This is a genomic window from Amycolatopsis sp. NPDC058986 (assembly GCF_042741125.1).
Classification (GTDB): Bacteria; Actinomycetota; Actinomycetes; order Mycobacteriales; family Pseudonocardiaceae; genus Amycolatopsis.
The window spans coordinates 59298-77253 of record NZ_JBHYJW010000040.1; the positions used below are offsets into that span (position 1 = coordinate 59298).

Annotated in this window: 13 protein-coding genes; 5 read left to right on the forward strand and 8 right to left on the reverse strand. The window is 71.3% G+C overall.

The window, feature by feature from the left end; genetic code table 11:
* Nucleotides 1–196: 196 nt before the first annotated feature.
* The 4 genes from ACFW0G_RS30025 to ACFW0G_RS30040 all read left to right on the forward strand — a co-directional run bounded on the left by ACFW0G_RS30025 (nucleotide 197) and on the right by ACFW0G_RS30040 (nucleotide 9591).
* The gene (locus tag ACFW0G_RS30025) at nucleotides 197–721 is read left to right on the forward strand and encodes a DUF2165 domain-containing protein (RefSeq protein WP_378328787.1); all 525 of its coding nucleotides are present in this window, start codon (nucleotides 197–199) and stop codon (nucleotides 719–721) included.
* A 134-nt stretch (nucleotides 722–855) separates the two neighbouring features.
* Nucleotides 856–4839 (forward strand): AAA family ATPase, encoded by a 3984-nt coding sequence (locus tag ACFW0G_RS30030; RefSeq protein WP_378328788.1) that lies wholly within the window; start codon nucleotides 856–858, stop codon nucleotides 4837–4839.
* Nucleotides 4840–5053: 214 nt separating this feature from the next.
* Nucleotides 5054–6823, forward strand: coding sequence for an HSP90 family protein (locus ACFW0G_RS30035; RefSeq protein ID WP_378328789.1), 1770 nt, complete (start codon nucleotides 5054–5056; stop codon nucleotides 6821–6823).
* A complete protein-coding gene (locus ACFW0G_RS30040; RefSeq protein WP_378328790.1) occupies nucleotides 6823–9591 on the forward strand; it encodes a tetratricopeptide repeat protein in 2769 nt (922 codons plus the stop codon). The genes ACFW0G_RS30035 and ACFW0G_RS30040 overlap by 1 nt, the downstream gene beginning before the upstream one ends.
* On the opposite strand, the gene ACFW0G_RS30045 is transcribed toward ACFW0G_RS30040, so the two are convergent.
* Nucleotides 9563–10900 (reverse strand): MFS transporter, encoded by a 1338-nt coding sequence (locus tag ACFW0G_RS30045; RefSeq protein WP_378328791.1) that lies wholly within the window; start codon nucleotides 10898–10900, stop codon nucleotides 9563–9565. The genes ACFW0G_RS30040 and ACFW0G_RS30045 overlap by 29 nt on opposite strands.
* A gap of 64 nt (nucleotides 10901–10964) precedes the next feature.
* On the opposite strand from ACFW0G_RS30045, the gene ACFW0G_RS30050 reads away from it, so the two are divergent.
* Nucleotides 10965–11714, forward strand: coding sequence for an ArsR/SmtB family transcription factor (locus ACFW0G_RS30050; RefSeq protein ID WP_378328792.1), 750 nt, complete (start codon nucleotides 10965–10967; stop codon nucleotides 11712–11714).
* 15 nt (nucleotides 11715–11729) lie between these two features.
* Here the strand turns inward: ACFW0G_RS30050 and ACFW0G_RS30055 are convergent, their stop codons facing one another.
* The 7 genes from ACFW0G_RS30055 to ftsZ form a co-directional block, all read right to left on the reverse strand.
* On the reverse strand, nucleotides 11730–12362 hold the full coding sequence (locus ACFW0G_RS30055; protein ID WP_378328793.1) for a hypothetical protein: 633 nt from the start codon (nucleotides 12360–12362) through the stop codon (nucleotides 11730–11732).
* A gap of 392 nt (nucleotides 12363–12754) precedes the next feature.
* Nucleotides 12755–13615 carry a DivIVA domain-containing protein gene (locus ACFW0G_RS30060; protein ID WP_378328794.1) on the reverse strand — a complete coding sequence of 287 codons (861 nt, stop codon included), beginning with the start codon at nucleotides 13613–13615 and terminating at the stop codon, nucleotides 12755–12757.
* Between the two features lie 51 nt (nucleotides 13616–13666).
* The gene (locus ACFW0G_RS30065) at nucleotides 13667–13942 is read right to left on the reverse strand and encodes a YggT family protein (RefSeq protein WP_345402452.1); all 276 of its coding nucleotides are present in this window, start codon (nucleotides 13940–13942) and stop codon (nucleotides 13667–13669) included.
* A 116-nt stretch (nucleotides 13943–14058) separates the two neighbouring features.
* On the reverse strand, nucleotides 14059–14652 hold the full coding sequence (locus ACFW0G_RS30070; protein WP_378328795.1) for a cell division protein SepF: 594 nt from the start codon (nucleotides 14650–14652) through the stop codon (nucleotides 14059–14061).
* A 79-nt stretch (nucleotides 14653–14731) separates the two neighbouring features.
* The gene (locus ACFW0G_RS30075; protein ID WP_378328796.1) at nucleotides 14732–15472 is read right to left on the reverse strand and encodes a YggS family pyridoxal phosphate-dependent enzyme; all 741 of its coding nucleotides are present in this window, start codon (nucleotides 15470–15472) and stop codon (nucleotides 14732–14734) included.
* 76 nt (nucleotides 15473–15548) lie between these two features.
* Complete coding sequence (gene pgeF, locus ACFW0G_RS30080; protein ID WP_378328797.1) at nucleotides 15549–16256, reverse strand: peptidoglycan editing factor PgeF; 708 nt, start codon at nucleotides 16254–16256, stop codon at nucleotides 15549–15551.
* 175 nt (nucleotides 16257–16431) lie between these two features.
* Entirely contained in the window at nucleotides 16432–17784 is a 1353-nt protein-coding gene (gene ftsZ, locus ACFW0G_RS30085) for a cell division protein FtsZ (protein WP_378328798.1), read from the reverse strand.
* Nucleotides 17785–17956 lie beyond the last annotated feature (172 nt).

Below are 17956 nucleotides of genomic sequence, written 5' to 3' on the forward strand. Positions count from 1 at the left end.
GTGACGCCACCACCGCAGGCTGCACAGATCCGCTGGTCAACGACATGATCCGATTTTCCGGTCCGGAGAACGGACACGTCGGGACACTGGCCGGCCGCGGCGGGCCCGCCGCACCCGTCACCCATTTCGCTCAATCGACAGAAAACAGCGTCCCGGCGGCTTTCCCCGCCTGCCCGAATTCCAGTAAGGTCCGGGCATGTCTCTCCTTCGCGGCCTCTCCAGCCTGCGCACCCTGCTCACCGCATTCACCGGGATAACGGCGCTCTACATCGGGCTCGTGGCTTTCGGGAACATCACCGACTTCGACACGAACAAAGCATTCGTGCAGCACGTGTTCGCCATGGACACCACATTCCGGTCGCCGCACGCGATGTGGCGCGCGATCACCAGCCCCGGCCTGGCCACCACCGGCTACGTCGCGATCATCGCCTGGGAGACGCTGACCGCGCTGGTCCTCGCCGCCGGGTTCGTCGCCTGGCTGCGGAAGAGCACCACGGACACCGCGCGGCGGCTCTCCCGGCTCGGCTGGCTCATGCAGGTCGTGCTGTTCACCTGCGGCTTCATCGTGATCGGCGGCGAATGGTTCCAGATGTGGCAGAGCAGCAAGTGGAACGGCATCCAGCCCGCGTTCCAGAACACCGTCATCGCCGCGATCGGCCTCGTCCTCGCCCACCTGCCCCAGCGGCGCGCCGCCGAATCCCCCGTCCCGGCGGCTCCGTGAACCGGCGGACACCGCCCGCCCCGCGCTGATAACCTCGGCTTCCTTGTCCACGCCGGAAGCCGCCGGGGCGGCGGGAGACGAGGTGCCGGTGCGAACACGCACCGGTGGTACCTGGGGGAGGAAGGTACCGATGTATGCGTACGCCCGGTCCGGTATTGGGCCCGCGAGGAGTCTTCGCGGAACGTTTCGCACTGCTCTACGCCGAAGCCGGCGACCCGCCGCTGAAGCGGGTGGCGGAGTCGGTGAACCGGCAGAACCTCGTCGACAAGCGGGGGCAGCCGCTGCGCGCCACGCCCCAGCGGGTCAGTGACTGGCGGCGCGGCCGCAACGTCCCGGCGCGGTTCGCCGTGCTGGCCGCCGTTCTCGATGTCCTCATCGGACAGGCCCGCAAGACCCGGCCGTCCCCGAGCCTGGAGGGTCTCTACGACCTGAAGGCCTGGCGGCGGCTGTGGGAGCGGGCGCTCGCGGCGCCGGTGGACGACGCCGACGGGGCACCGGACGGCGCCGGGGAGAGCCCGCAGGACACCGGCGCCGGTGTCTGCCCCTATCCGGGCCTGTCCTCGTTCACCCGGCAGGACGCTGGCTGGTTCTTCGGCCGGTCCCGCAGCACGACAGCGCTGCTGAAACGGCTGGCCGGCGCGGTCGAGACCGGCGGGATCGTCATGCTGGTCGGCGCTTCCGGGGCGGGGAAGTCCTCGCTGCTGCGGGCGGGACTGCTGCCGGCGCTGGCCGACGGGGCCCTCCCGGTGGACGGCTCCGGGGACTGGCCCTCGATGGTGCTGACGCCTCGCGACCATCCGGTGAAGGAGCTGATCACCCGGATTCCCGGCCTGGCCGACGTCGTGGACGCCCCGCCGGACGACGCCCGGTTCGCCGAACGGGTCCGGAGCGCCGTCGCCGCGCACCTCGCGGAGGAGGCGGGCACCCCGGCGCGGCTGGTGCTCGTGGTGGACCAGTTCGAAGAAGCCTTCACGCTGTGCGCCGACGAGGAACAACGCCGCGCCTTCATCGCAGTCCTGCACGCGGCCTGCACCCCCGGCGACGCGGGCGACCCGGCCCCCGCCCTGGTGGTCCTGGGCCTGCGCGCCGACTTCTACGGTCCTTGCCTCGACTTCACGGAACTCTCGGAAGCCTTGCAGGAGCGGCAGTCCACCCTCGGCGCGATGACCGTGGCGGAACTGCGGGACGCGGTCACCGGCCCGGCGAAGTCCGTCGGCCTGAGCCTGGAACCCGGGCTGGTGGAACTGCTGCTGCGCGACATCGGCGCCAGCCGCAGCGGGCCGGCGCACGGCGCCTACGACGCGGGCGCGCTGCCGCTGCTGTCCCACGCGCTGCTCGCAACGTGGCAGCGACGCCAGACCAGCAGGATGACCATCACCGGCTATCGGGCCGCGGGCGGCATCCACGGCGCGGTGGCGGCGACCGCCGAGCGGGCCTGGGCCCGGCTCTCCCCCGAGGCCCAGCGGATCACGCACTCGATGCTGCTGCGGCTGGTGCGGGTCGGGGACGACATGCGCGACACCCGGCGGCGGTCCACCCGCGAGGAACTCGTCGAGGCGACGGACGATCCCGCCGTCGCGGAGGAGGCCCTGGAGGTGCTCGCCGCGGCCCGGCTCGTGACGCTGGACGTCGATTCCGCCGAGATCAGCCACGAGACGTTGCTGTACGCGTGGCCGCGGCTGCGTGCCTGGCTCGACCAGGACCGGACCGGGAACCTGGTGCGGCAGCGCCTCGACGAGGACGCGGCGGCCTGGCAGGACCACGGCCGCGACGCTTCCCTGCTCTATCGCGGCGCGCGCCTGGAAGCGGCGCGGCAGGCCGCGTCCACCCATCCCGCCCACGTGACCGCGGCCGCGCGGGAGTTCCTGGCGATGTCGGTGCGGCAGCGGCGGCGCAGCAGCTGGACCCGCCGGGCCGCCGTCGCACTGGTGGCGGTGTTCGCCCTGATCGCCGCCTCGACCGCGGTCGTGGCGCTGCGGCAGCGGGACGACGCGGAGTTCGGGCAGCTCGTGGCCGAGGCCGACCGGGTCGCCGACACCGACCCTTCGCTGTCCGCGCAGCTGGCGCTGGTAGCCCACCGGCTGCGTCCCGACGACCAGTCCGTCACCGCGAAACTGCTGTCCACCCAGCAGATCCCGCTCGCCACTCCCCTGCCGGGCCACCGCGGCTCGGTGTACCAGACCTCCTTCAGCCCGGACGGCACGCTGCTCGCCACCGCGGGCTACGACGGCGCGGTCCGGCTCTGGGACCTGCGCGATCCCACCGATCCGAAACCGCTCGGGCAGCCGATCACCGGGCACACCAGCTGGGTCACCTCCGCGATCTTCACCGCGGACGGCCGGACGCTCGTGACCGCGGGCGACGACCACACCCTCCGGCTGTGGAACGTGACCGACCCGGCCCACCCGGTACCGGCCGGCCGGGCGACGTCGAGCGGCGGCACGATCTACTGCGTGGCGCTCAGCCCGGACGGAAAGACCCTCGCGACCGCGGAGGACGACCACACCGTCCAGCTCTGGGACATCACCGATCCCGCCCGGCCCACTCCGCTCGGCTCCCCGTTGAGCGGGCACGGGGATCACGTGCGCACGGTCGCGTTCAGCCCCGACGGCCGCACGCTCGCGTCCGCGGGCAACGACCGCACCGTGCGGCTCTGGGACGTCAGCGACCGTCTCCGTCCCGTCCCGGCCGGCCCGCCGCTGGCCGGTCACGAGGACACCGTCCACTGGGTCGTCTTCAGCCCGGACGGCCACACCCTCGCCACGGGCAGCGACGACAAGACGCTCCGGCTCTGGAACGTCGCCGATCCCGCGCACGTGACGCCGCTCGGCAGGCCGCTCACCGGGCACACCGCCGCGATCTGGCAGGCGGCGTTCAGCCCGGACGGCCGCACGCTCGCCTCGACCGGCGGCGACACCCGCCTCTGGAACGTCACCGATCCGGCGAACGCCCTCCCGATAGGCAAGCCGTTCTCCCAGGACCACGGCGGGTTCACGCTCGCCTTCGCCCCCGGCGGCCGGTCGCTCGCCGTCGGCAGCGAGGACGGCGTGACGCGGCTGTGGTCGCTGCCGGCGGGGATGCTCGCCGGGCACTCCGCCGGGGTGACCGCGGCCGGGTATCGCCCGGACGGGCGAGCGCTGGTCACCGGATCGGCCGACCGGACGGTCCGGCTCTGGACCGTCACGGGGACGGCCCGCCCCGTTCCCGCCGGGCCGCCGCTGACCGGGCACACCGCCACGGTCAACTCGGCGAGGTTCAGCCCGGACGGGAAGATCCTCGCGACCGCCGGCGACGACCAGACCGTGCGGCTGTGGGACGTGACCGACCTGGCGCACCCGCGGCCGCTCGGCGAACCGCTCACCATGACCACGCGGTACGGCAACATGGCGGTGTTCAGCCCCGACGGCCGCCTGCTCGCCACCGGCGGCGAGAACGACCAGACCGTCCGGCTCTGGGACATCACCGACCCGGCCCGCCCCCGGCCGGTCGGGCCACTGCTGCCGGGTCACCCCGCCTATGTCAGCTCGACGGTGTTCAGCCCGGACGGGAAGACCCTCGCGACCAGCAGCGTCGCGAACACCGTGCGGCTGTGGGACATCACCGATCCCGCCAGGCCCGTCCCGCTGGGCGAGCCGCTCGCCGCGCACACCGCCACCGTCCGGTCGATCGCGTTCAGACCGAACGGGACCACCCTGGTGACCGGGGGCGACGACCAGACCGTGCGGCTGTGGAACGTGACCGACCCGGCGCACCCGCGGCCGCTCGGCGACCCGATCACCGGCTACACCAGCGCGCCGATGGCCACGGTGTTCGACCACGACGGCGCCCGGCTCGCCACGGCGGGCGCCGAAACACTGCGGCTGTGGAACATGGCAGATCCGGCGCGTCCGGAGTCGCTGGGACAGCTCACGGTCGCGGCCAAGCTCGGGAACGCGGTCCGCTTCAACCCGGCGGACGGCTCGCTCGCCACCGGCGGGAACGACGGCGTCGTCCTGCTGTGGGACCTGGACGTGGACCACGTCATCCAGCGTGTCTGCGCCGCCACCCGCAACGTCCTGACGCCGGACCAGTGGCAGCGGCACCTCCCGCAGATCTCGCCACTGTCCCCCTGCGGCTGAGTGCCGTAAGTCCGCAATAGACTGTCCACAAGGGATCGAACGTGACACTTCCACTGTGGATGTCCCGGCGAAGCGGCGCCGGACGGTGCCGCGTACCGAAAGTCGGTGACGCAGAACGGCTCGTTCTCGATACGATGGCGGCTGACGTGCTCCGTCTCAGGCGTGCTGAGGCCGTGTTGAGCCGACGTCGCAACGCCATGGGGGAACATTCACGGTGAGCCGTAGTTTTCAGGTAGATCTTCGCGGTGTCGTCGACCTGCTGAGCCAGCACCTCTATTCGAGCCCGCGGGTCTACGTCCGGGAGCTGCTCCAGAACGCCGTCGACGCCGTGACCGCGCGGCGCTCGGCCGATCCCACGGCACCCGCCGGCATCGCGATCGAGGTCGACGGTGGGACGCTCCGGATCACCGACACGGGAATCGGCCTTTCCGAGGCACAGGTGCACGAACTGCTCGCGACCATCGGCCGGAGCTCCAAACGGGACGAACTCGGCTACGGAAGGCACGAGTTCCTCGGCCAGTTCGGCATCGGGCTGCTGTCCGCTTTCCTGGTCGCCGACGAGGCCCGCGTCGTCACCCGCTCCGCGCACGGCGGCCCGGCGGTGACGTGGACCGGCCACGCGGACGGCACCTACGCCATCGGTCCCGGTGAGCGGGAAACGGCGGGCACCACGGTCACCCTCACCGCGCGCCCCGGCGCGGAGCAGTGGTTCGTCCCGGAGACGGTCACCGGCCTCGCGGCGCTGTACGGCTCGATGCTGCCGTTCGAGATCACCGTGAACGGCAAGGCGATCAGCGGCGCGGGCACCCCGTGGCGGGCCGACGACCGGGCAGCCGGGCACCGCGCCGCGGACCTCGTCGGCTACGCCCAGGAAACCTTCGGCTTCACCCCGTTCGACGTCGTCGAGCTCGACGTCCCCGAGGCCGGGCTAACCGGTGTCGCCTATGTGCTGCCGTTCCCCGCGAACCCCGCCGAGCACGCGGGACACCGCGTGTACCTCAAGCGGATGCTGCTCGCGGAGAACGCGCCGGGCCTGCTGCCGGACTGGGCGTTCTTCGCCCGCTGCGTCGTGGACACCGGCGAGCTGCGGCCGACGGCGAGCCGGGAAGCGCTGTACGACGACGAGCAGCTCGCCGCCACCCGCGAAGCACTCGGCGACCGGTTGCGCGGCTGGCTCGTCGGTCTGGCAGGTACCCATCCCGAGCGGCTCAACCGGTTCCTCGGCGTCCACCACCTCGGCGTCAAGGCGCTGGCACTGCACGACGACGAGATGCTGCGGCTGGTCGACGAGTGGTGGCCGCTGGAAACCAACGCCGGCCGCATGACCCTCGCCGATTTCCGTGCCCGGTACGGGGTTCTCCGCTACTGCGCGACCACCGAGGAGTTCAGCCAGCTGGCCGGTGTCGCGGCCGCGCAGGACGTCCCGGTGATCAACGGCGGGTACACCTACGACAGCGAACTCGTCGAACGCATGCGTGTGCTGGAACCCGGCCTGCTCGTCGAACGGCTCGACCCGAGCGACATCACCACGGCCTTCGCCGAACTGGACACCGCCGCCGCACTCGCCACCCGGCCGTTCGTCGCGGCGGCACAACGGTCCGTCGACCGGCTCGGCTGCGAGGTCGTGCTGCGCGAGTTCGAGCCCGTGACGCTACCGGTGCTCTATCTCGTCGACCGCGCCGCCGCGTTCGCCGGCGAGCTGCGCGCGACCAAGGACAAAGTGGACGATCTGTGGGCCGGGGTGCTCTCGGCCTTCGAGAAGCCGGAACAGGACCGCCCGCAACTCGTGCTCAACTACCGGAATCCCTTGGTACAGCGGGTTTCCCGGCTCCAGGACGCGGAGCTCACCGCACTGGCCGTCGAATCGCTCTACGGCCAGGCCCTGCTGCTGGGTCATCACCCGATCCGGCCCGCGGACTCCGCGCTGCTGAACCGTTCGTTCCTCGGCCTGCTCGAGCACGCCGTCCCCGCACAGGAGCGCTGATGGCCGCGACCGACGAAGCCCTGTGGGAAAAGCTGTGGGCGTCGCAGCGGCTGCCGCGTGGGAAGGGCCAGATCACCGCGCTGGAAAGCGTGCTCAGGACCGCCGACGCCGAAGGCTCGCCGGAGCTTCGGTACGCCGCCCGGATCTTCGTCATCAGCGCCTATCAGCAGGGCGGCGAGCCCGCCAAGGCGTTCGTGCCGTTCTCGTGGTGCCTCGCGGTGTACGACCGCGGCGAGGCCGATCCGCGCTGGGACGATCACCTCTACTGGGCCTTCAAGTTCCTTGTCAGCTCGATGACGCGGTTTCCCGAGATGCCGCTGGATCGCACGTACGCCGTCCTCGACGACATGGAACGCCGGTACCGTGTCGCCGGGCACACGATGAACCCCGTGCACCAGCACCGGGAACTGGTCGCCCGGCACGTCGGCGAGCACGAAACGGCCGCCGAACAGTACCGGCTATGGACGGCGTCGCCGCGCGGCGAGATGTCGGACTGCGTCGGCTGCGAACCCAGCGCGAAGGTCTGGCACCTGAGCCGGTACGGCCGCTTCGAGGAAGCCATCGCGATCGCCGAACCGGTGCTCGGCGGCGTCTTCACCTGTGTCGAGCAGCCGCACACCGTCCTGACCTCGCTGCTGCTCCCGTATGTCCACACTGGACGGATGGCGGAGGCGGCGCGGGCACATCGGCAGGCCTACCGCGCGATCCGGCACGACCGCACCCAGCTCGGCGACGTGAGCGACCACCTCGAATTCTGCGCACTCACCGGCAACCACGCGCGGGGGCTGGAACTGCTCGAGCGGCACCTCGGCTGGCTCGCCGAGGCGCCCAGCCCGTACACCGAGATGGAGTTCTCCGCGACGGCGGCGCTGACCCTGCGGCGGGTGGCGGAGTCCGGGCACGGCGACGCGAAAGTGAAACGGCCCGGCGGGGAGATCTCCGTCAAAGCCTTGCACGCCGAACTTTCCGAACGCGCGCTGGCGATCGCGACCCGCTTCGACGCCCGCAACGGGACGAGCGAACAGGGCGACCGGATCCGCTCGGTCCTCGCCGCCGAACCGCTCGTCGAACACCTTCCGCTGTCCGGGCCGGTGTCCCGTCCGGCTGCGACATCGGAGCCGGTGCTCGCGGAACCGTCCTATCCGGACACTCCGGCGGCGCTGGCGGATCTCGCCGAGGAGCGGTACCTGCTCGACGACGACATCGCCGCCGCTGCCGCGTGGGCGAGGTTCGACGAGGTGTGCCCGGAACCCACCGGAGAGCTGCTGGCCAGACGAATCGCCGGGGCCGCCGCCGCGATCGTGGGCGAGGACGTCGAAGCGGCCGAACGCGACTGGACTCGCGCGGCCGAGCTGTTCGCCGAGGCGGGCGACGAGATCGCCCGGCATGCCGCGTCGAGCAAGGCCGCGCTCGCCCGGTGCCGGTCCGGTGACAGCGATTCGGGTCTGTCCACACTCGGCACCGCTGTGTCGGCACTCGCCACGCTGGGCGATCAGGACCAGTACGTCCGCGCGCTGCTGCGGTTGTCCTTGGGGCAGCTCGCTTCCGGCGATGCCGACGCCGCGCTCGACGTGCTCGGCCGGGCCGAGGACGCCGTCGCCGCGTCGGGATCCGCCGAACTGACCGGACGGATCCTGCTGCAGCGTGCCGACCTGGTCGCACGGAGCGGCCCGGAAAATCTTGGTGCGGCAAGGGAACTGGCGGAGCGCGGGGCGGCGGTGTTCACCGAGGCCCGCTCCCCCAACCACGCGGCGAGGGCGACGATCGCGGCGGCACGGATGAGCGCGGCACTCGGCGAACTGGACTACGCCTACACCGCGGCGGCGAACGCCGAGGCCGCCACCGACCCGGAACTGCGTGCCCAGGCGCGGTTCACCCTCGGCAGGCTCGCTCTCGACCTCGACCGCCCCGCCGACGCGGTACAGCACTACCGCGACGCGGTCGCCGACCTGACCGCGGCCGGGGACAGCACCGGCGCCGCCCACGCCCGGGTCGAGCTCGCGGCCGCGAGCGATCGGCTCGACCGTCCGGAGGAGGTCGCGGACGCGGCGGAGGACGCGATCGACGTCCTGGAGCGCGTCGGCGACGAAAGCGAGCTGGCGCGGGCCCGTTACCTGCTCGCCGGGGCGTACCGCGCGCTCGGTCAGCGGGAGCAGGCATGTGCCCTGCTGGAGCCGGTGATCGAGCACTTCGACGCCGCCGAGCATCCGCCCGCGGCCGGGCAGGCGGCCGAGACCGCCGCGGACATCCTCGACGAACTCGACCACGACGCCGAAGCGGCCGAGCACTACGTCCGCGCCGCGGAGTACTTCCGCACCGCCGAACTCCCCCTCGACTCCGTACGCAATCTCCGCTGCGCGACGCTGTCGTGGCTGTGGGCCGGAGAACCGGACAAGGCGCTCGAAGCCTTGGCGGCGGCGGAAAAGTGCGCCGACACGCTCGACGGCGACGAGCCGATCGTCCGGTGGGAGCGCGCGATGGTCGGCTACAACGGCGCTCGCCTGCTGGCGAACTGCGGCCGTCCGGACGACGCGCTGGAGCGGGTGGCCACGGCCGCCGAGTTGCTGCGGGGCGTCGGCGCGACGACCGAGGCCGCGTTCGCCGACGCGCTCCGCGGACGGCTGCTCACCGACCTCGGCCGCACGGCGGAAGCACGGGAAGCGGTGGAAGCAGCGCTCGCGGGTCTCCCGCCGGACGCGGACCGCCAACGCGAAGGCCTCGAAGCGCTGCTTGCCGAACTCACCGGACAGGGATCGTCACCAGCGTGACCGCGATCGCGGCCACCCACAGCACCGCGGCGGCGAGGCCGACGATGTGCAGGCCCGCGAGGAACGCGTCGTGGTGCGCGGGTTCTCCCGCCACCGCACCGAAAACCGCGACGCCGAGCGCACCGGCCGCCTGCCGGGCAGTGTTGTTGACGCCGCTGGCGATCCCTGCTCGCTCGGCTGGGATCCCGGCCACGGCGGCGGTGACCACGGCCGGGGTCAGCAGGCCCATCCCGACGCCGAGGCCGAGCATCGTCGGCAGCAGGGCCGGATACCCGCTGTCCGGCCCGATCCGGAGCAGGTTGAGCAGGCTCAGCGCACCCAGCGCCAGGCCGGAAAGCATCAGCGGCCGCGGGCCGAACCGCGCGGCCAGCCTGCCGGACAACGGGCCCAGCGCCGACAGCGGCAGGAACATCGGGAAGACTTCCAGTGCCGCGACAAGGGAATCCGCGCCGAGCACGCGCTGAAGGTACAGCGTCAGCACGAGAATGCTGCCGAGGCCGACGAAATTCATGGCCATGGCGACCAGGTTCGCGCCCGCGGTGGCGCGCGACCGCAGCAGGTTCAGCGGCAGCATCGGGTCGGCGGCGCGGTGTTCGATCACCACGAACGCCACCGCGGCCACGACCGCGAGCACCGCCGCCATCGCGTTCGCGTCGATGACCGCGAAGACCCCCGATCCCAGAGCCAGTGCCGCGGTCAGCGCGCCCGCAACGTCGACCCGGCGCCGGGCCGCCGGCACGTGTGGCGGCACGAACCGTTGTGTGGCAAGGATCGCGAGCACCACCACCGGGACGTTGAGCCAGAACACCGGCCGCCAGCCCCCCGCCGCGACCACGAACCCGCCGAGCAGCGGGCCCGCCGCCAGCGCCACCGCGGAGATTCCCGCCCAGGCACCGAGAGCACGCGCCCGCTCACGACGTTCCGGATAGGCGCCGGTGATGACGGCGAGGGTGCCGGGCAGCAGCAGCGCCGCGCCCAGCCCCTGTCCGGCCCTGGCCAGGACCAGCCACGGCACCGAGCCCGCGAGCGCGCACAACGCCGACGCCGCACCGAAGATCGTCAGTCCGATGTGGACGATCCGGCGGTGGCCGAAGACATCGCCGAGCGTGCCGCCGGTGAGCAGTAACGCCGCCAGAACGACGGAGTACCCGTCGACGACCCATTGCTGCGCACCGAGCCCGGCCCGCAGTTCGGTGCCGATGGTCGGCAAGGCGACATTGACGACGGTGACGTCGAGCTGGACAAGGAACATCCCCGCGCACATGGCGAGCAGCACCGGGGTTTTCGAGCGGACCGCGTGGGTGATCATGTCCCTAGTGGACACCCGCGAAACTTCCATCGCGGTGGAAGTGTCCGCGCGGCATGCTGGAGGCATGGAAGGTGACGCCGATATCGCGCGCACGGCGGCGTTGTTCGCCGACCCCGCGCGAGTCCGGGTGCTGATGGCGCTGAGCGACGGCCGGGCGCTGGCCGCGTCGGTGCTGGCCGCCGAGGCCCGGCTCTCCGCGCAGGGTGTCAGCGCGCACCTGGCGAAACTGCGCGAGGCCGGGCTGGTGATCGCGGAGAAATCCGGACGGCACCGCTTCTACCGGCTGGCCGGCCCGGACACGGCGGACGTGCTGGAGACCTTGGCGCGGCTCTCCCCCACGCAGCCGGTGACCTCGCTGCGAGAAGGGACACGCGCGCAGGCCTTACGTGCGGCCAGAACGTGCTACGACCATCTCGCCGGTCGGCTCGGTGTCGCGGTCACGGCGGCGTTGCTGGAGCGGGACGCACTGGTGACGCTCGACGGCGAGCCCAGCACCCGGCGCCGCGAAGGCGACCAAATCTCAGCACAGCTCAAGAAACATCCATACGCGCTGGGCCCCCGCGCCACGCACGTGTTCGGAGATCTGGGCGTGGATCTCGACGCGGTCGCCGCCCAGCGACGGCCGCTGCTGCGCTTCTGCCTGGACTGGAGCGAACAACGGCACCACCTCGCGGGCGGGCTCGGCGCGGCGGTGGCGGCCCGGTTCGCCGCACTCGGCTGGGTTCGCGAACGTGGGAAGGCACACCGCGCCCTGCGGGTGACCGACGCGGGCGCGACGGGATTGCGGGATCGCCTGGGAATCCGGCTTTCCTGAAGGGTTTCCGGCGCCTCAGCGGTGCGCGGCCGCCAACGAGGTGTCCGGGGTGCAGCGGCCGCACGGGGTGAAGCCGAGCTGGCGTGCCTCGCCGACGGCGATCGGGATGGTGTCGCGCCCGGCGAGCCAGCCGCAGTCGGTCAGGTGATACCGCGGGTGTTCGTCGACGACGACCACCTCGTCTTCGAGTTCCGAGACGACGGCGAGGTCGTCGGCCGAAGTCTGTTCCTCGGGTGGGTCGCCGTCCCGCACCGCGGGAGCGGCCGCGATCGTCGAGGTTTTCTCGGCGTCGGAGGCGTCTTCGGAGACATCGGGCTCGGGTGTGTCACCCGGGTCGCCGAGTTCACCGGCCTTGGGGAGCAGGGTGGTCTGCTCGACGTCCTTCTCTTCCGACGTCTCGCCGGTTTCCGTTGCGGGCTCGGCGTCTTCGCTGTCTTCACTGTCCTCAGCGGACTCGGCCGTCTCGGCGGGCTCCGCTCCGGCGGCCGCCGCGCGGCGCCGCCTGCGCAGCCAGTCCAGGACGAGCGACAGCCCGGCGAGGACCGAAAGCCCGATGGAGATCCAGGCCCAGAGCGAGGTGGCGGTGATGAGTGCCGCGACGAGCAGGCCCAGGGCCGCCAGGACGAGAACCAGGACGATGTAAAGCACGCTGAATTACAGCACGCCCCGGCCCCAGCCCCCGTCACGACCCGCCCACGACACGTAATCGATGCCACAAGCACCACGCAGCAACGGCCCGCAGGTACCGGACGCGTTCCGATACCTGCGGGCCGATCACACTACGAACAGCCGAACAACACGCCCAGCGCAGGCAAACCCCCACCCGCTACTTGCCAGGCCACACCACCGGGAATCCGAGAGCAGCCGCCCATAAGCGACCCCCACCAACGATCCGGGAGCCTGCGCCCGAAGCGACCACCACCGGGGGTCCAGGGGGCTTGCCCCCTGGCGGGGGTTTGGGGGTTCGACCCCCAAAAGACACCTGACCGAGGGCTTGGGTGAGCGTGTTCCGCGAACACACCTCACCCCTACCCCCTCGGTCAGCCCGCTTCAGCCCGCGGGCCGAACGAGTAACCCTGTCCGCCGCCGGAAGCTCCCGCTCCCTGGGACGAGTTCGAGGAGGCCGACGCCGGTGCGGCGGAACCGCGGTCGTCGAGCTCCCGGAGCTGGGACTCGAGGAACCCGCGCAGCCGCGTGCGGTACTCCCGCTCGATCGTGCGGAGCTCCTCGATCTTCTTGCCCAGCGCGCCCTTTTCGGCGTTGAGGTTGTTCATCACCTCGGTGTACTTGCGCTGCGACTCGCGTTCCATCGTGGTCGCCTTGTCGCGCGCCTGGCGCTCCAGCGTCTCGGCGCGCGTGCGCGCGTCGTTCAGCATCGTCTCGGCACGGGTCCGCGCCTCGTTCACCATCGAGTCCGACTTCGCCCGCGCGTCCGAGAGCAGCTGCTCGGACTTCGTCCTGGCCTCGGCCAGCATCCCGTCCGACTCGGTCTTGGCCTCGGCGGTGAGCCGGTCGGCCATTTCCTGTGCCAGCCCGAGGACCTTGGCCGCCTGCACGTTCGGCTCGCCGTTGTCGCCGACCATGCCGTGTGCCTGGGTCTGCTCCAGCGGCGAGGTCGGCGGCGGCACCGGGGCCAGCCGGCGCGACGGCTCGTCACGCACGGGCGGCGGCCCGCTGACCGCGTTCACCTTGGCGTTCTCGAGCTCGCCCCGAGTGGACTCGAGCTCGGCGTCGAGCTGCTCCACCTGCTGCCGCAGCTCGTTGTTGTCCTCGATCAACCGGGCAAGCTCGGTTTCCACCAGGTCGAGGAACGCGTCCACCTCGTCCTCGTTGTAGCCCCTCTTGCCGATGGGCGGCTTGCTGAACGCGACGTTATGCACGTCAGCGGGGGTCAACGACATCAGATCACCTCACGCACTCCATGGCCTGCAGGGTCACCCAAGTCTCCCCGACTACCTGGGATTCGCCAGTTGCATCGCGAAGAACACAACCAACAGCAGCACCATAATCGATAAGTCCAGCCCGACGCCGCCGATCCGCACCATCGGGATGATGCGGCGGAACAGGCGAACCGGCGGGTCGGTCACTGTGTAGATGGTCTCGAGCGTGACCGCAACCCCTCCGGCGGGACGCCACTCGCGCGCAAAGGTGCGCACGAGCTCGATCACGATACGCGCCGTCAGCAACAACCAGAACGCGAACAGCACGTACCACAGGACCAGCCACACAGCTTCCACGTTCACCACTGTAGCCGGGAGGGCCGACAGAACACGCAGCTAAGGGCGTCGACGCGGAGATGAGTCGACAAAATCACGTCTGCTTGCGCTCAGCGGTTCATCCGACTTCAGCCGCGCAGGAACAATCCGCCCTCGGCAATCCGCCGACGGTCTTCCGCGGTCACGTCGATGTCCGGCGGTGAGAGAAGGAACACCTTGTTGGTGACCTTGTCCATCGCGCCGCGCACCGCGAAGGCGAGCCCCGCCGCGAAGTCGACGATCCGCTTCGCGTCCGAGTTCTCCAGCTCGGTGAGATTGATGATGACCGGGTTGCCCTCACGGAAGTGCTCGCCGATCGTGCGGGCTTCGGTGTAGCTCGACGGGTGCACCGTGATGATGCGGCTGAGGGCGTCCCGGTAGGCGCTGCGGGCCTCCTGCACCGGCCGGAGCCGGGCGACCGGCTCCGGCTCGCGGTCGACGGCGAGCGCGCCGTGCACCTGCGGTTCGGACCGCTCCCGAGCCATTACGGAACGTGACCGAGCGGGTGCGACCGGCTCCTCGTACGGGTCCACCTCGTCGCGGTACCGTCCCCGGGACCGCGGCTGTTCGTACCCGTCGTAGTCCGCCGACCGGTCGTCGCGCCGGTAGTCCTCTTCGTAGTACTGGTCCTCTTCTGCGGGCACCATCCCGAAGTAGGCCTTCAGCTTCTGCAGCGCGCTCATGCCTCTCCCTAGCCCTAGCCGCTCCCGCACCGTGCGACCCCGCCCGGTGGACACTCACCGTGACCATCGGACGGGCTCCCTACGGCGAGGCTAAACCGCGCCCGCCGAGCAACGCGGTTCCGACACGCACACAGGTCGAGCCGTGCGCGATCGCCTGCTCGAGATCATGGCTCATTCCGGCGGAGACTTCTGCGGCATTCGGGTGATCTTCGCGAAGTCTCTCCCCCGCGCGGGCGAGCCGGGCGAAGGCCTCGGCCGGATCGGCACCGAGCGGCGCCACCGCCATCAGCCCGCGTAGCCGCAGGTCACCCACCCGCGCGAGATGGCCGGCCAGCCGATCGAGGCCGGCCAGCGGACAGCCGCCGCGCGCCGGATCGTCGTCGAGACTCACCTGGATCAGCACGTCGAGCGGGTGTTCCCGGTCACCGGTGTCCCTCGCCACGTGGACCGCCTTGGCGAGCGCGTCCACGAGCCGTTCGGAGTCGACCGACTGGACCTCGTCGGCCCAGCGCACGACCGAGCGGGCCTTGTTGCGCTGCAGCCTGCCGACCATGTGCCAGCGCAGCGCCGCTTCGGGTCGCAACTCGGCGACCTCGGCGCGCTTCGGCCCCGCGTCCTGGTCGCGGTTCTCCCCGACGTCGGTGACGCCAAGGTCGGCCAGCAGCGCGGCGTCCAGTGCGGGGAACGTCTTCGTGACCGCGATCAGGCGGACCTCGTCCCTGGTGCGCCCGGCGGCGGTGCAGGCGGCGTCGATCCGCTCTTCCAGCGCTGCCAAGGACTTCGCGAGTTCGGCCTTCCTCGCGTCGGAGTCGACGCTCATGCGATCGACTCGCTTCGCGAGACAGTGTTCGATTCCTTTTGGCGCATGATGTCCATGATTCGCTCGCAGGCGTCGCTCATGCCGGATCGACCCAGGTGATCCCGGCGATCCGGCCGGTGGTGCCGTCGCGGCGGAAGCTGAACAACGTCCTGTCCTCGGCGGTGCAGCGCGGGTCGAGGCCGATCCGGCCGACGCCGTGGTCGGCGAGCTGACGCCACAATCCCGCCCGCAGATCGAGGCCCGGCGTGCCCTTGCGGGTCTTGCAGGCGCTGCCGGGCACGTGCTTGTCGACGTCGGCGGCCATGTCGGCGGGGACCTCGTAGCAGTCGCCGCAGATCGCGGGGCCGAGCAGTGCTTCGATCCGGTGCGTCTCGGCGCCGAGCGCCCGCATCCGTTCGAGCGCGGCGGGCACGACACCGACGCGCGTGCCGACTCGCCCCGCGTGCACCGCGGCCACGACGCCGGCCTCGGCGTCGGCGAGCAGTACGGGAACGCAGTCCGCGACGAGCACCACGAGCGCCAGCCCCGCCTCGGCGGTCACGAGCGCGTCGGTGCCTTCGGCGGCCTTCGTCTCGGAGCCGTCGACGACCGTCACCGTCCGGCCGTGCACCTGTTCCATCCAGGCCAGGCGATCCTCGCCGAGCCCGAGTTCGGCGGCGAGCCGCTTGCGGTTGGCGAAGACGTTCCCGATGTCGTCGCCGACGTGGTCACCGAGGTTGAAGCTGTCGTAGGGCGGCGCGGAGGCTCCGCCCGCCCTGGTCGTGACCACCCGCCGGATCCGCAAGTCCGCTCCTCTTTTCCCCGGGAAAGTGTCCCGTCGCCAAGCCTAGTGCCGAGCGCGCGGCGCCCTTCAGCGGCTGGCCGGGTGCTGAAGGACGCTTTCAGTGCATCCAACGCAGTGAAGGACGCCTTCGGTGCGTCGAGCGCACCGAAGGCGTCCTTCAGCAGCTTCCGGAAGATCAGCGCCGCATGAACGGGGGCACATCGACCTCGTCGTCGGACGGGTCGTCGTGCACCGGGGCGGCCCGGTGCGGCAGGCTGCCCTGGCCCGAGCTCGAGCCCAGCGGCGAGTAGCCCCGCGAGCCGCCACCCGGCTGCGGAAGGCCACCGGGGGTCGAACCGTGCGTGGCGCCGTGGCCCGAGGAACCGTTGCCTGCGGGCGGGATCGGCGAGTGGGTGCGGGTCGAGGGCACCGGGTAGCCGCTCGACCCGTTGGACGAGGACGGGACCGGGGTCGCGCCCGAGGGCGACGGCGTGCCGCCGGGCGGGGTGGACCCGCCGCCGACCTGCCCGGCCGAGGCCGAGGCGGTCGAACCGCCCTGCCGCGAGCCGAACGTCGAGGGGTCGAGCTTCTTGTGCGTCGGCGCGCCCGCGTCGAACCCGGCGGCGATCACCGTGACGCGAACCTCGTCGCCGAGCGAGTCGTCGATGATCGTCCCGAAGATGATGTTCGCGTCCGGGTGCGCGGACTCCTGCACCAGCGACGCGGCCTCGTTGATCTCGAACAGCCCCAGGTCCGAGCCGCCCGCGATGGACAGCAGCGCGCCGTGGGCGCCGTCCATCGAGGCCTCCAGCAGCGGCGAGTTGATCGCCTTCTCCGCGGCCTGGATCGCCCGGCCCTCCCCGCGCGCGGAGCCGATGCCCATGAGCGCGGAGCCCGCGCCGGACATGACGCTCTTGACGTCGGCGAAGTCCAGGTTGATCAGGCCCGGCGTGGTGATCAGGTCGGTGATGCCCTGGACACCGGACAGCAGCACCTCGTCGGCCGAGCGGAACGCGTCCATCAGGGACACGCCGATGTCGCCGAGCTGCAGCAGCCGGTCGTTCGGGATGACGATCAGCGTGTCGCACTCGTTGCGCAGCGCCTGGATGCCCTCCTCGGCCTGCTTGCCGCGGCGCTTGCCCTCGAAGGTGAACGGCCGGGTCACGACGCCGATCGTCAGCGCGCCGAGCTTGCGCGCGATCTGCGCGACCACGGGCGCGCCACCGGTGCCGGTGCCGCCGCCCTCACCGGCGGTCACGAACACCATGTCGGCGCCCTTGATGACCTCTTCGATCTCTTCGCGGTGGTCCTCGGCGGCCTTCTGGCCGACCTCGGGGGCGGCGCCGGCGCCGAGGCCACGGGTGAGTTCACGGCCGATGTCCAGCTTGACGTCGGCGTCGGACATGAGCAGTGCCTGCGCGTCGGTGTTCACCGCGATGAACTCGACACCCTTGAGGCCGACCTCGATCATGCGGTTCACGGCGTTCACGCCGCCGCCGCCGATACCGACGACCTTGATCACCGCAAGGTAGTTGTGCGGGGGCGTCATCGGGTCCGCCTTCCTGATCGTTGTGCCCGTGCTGCCCGTCGGCCCGGCAAACCCTCAACCTCAACTCAAGAATGAGAGTTATGTCAACTGCCGACGTTGAGCAGGACGGTAGGCACCACGCAGGCCGGAATCCAGTAGCCACGCCGTGCGGAGCAAAGGTGTTTTCCCACAA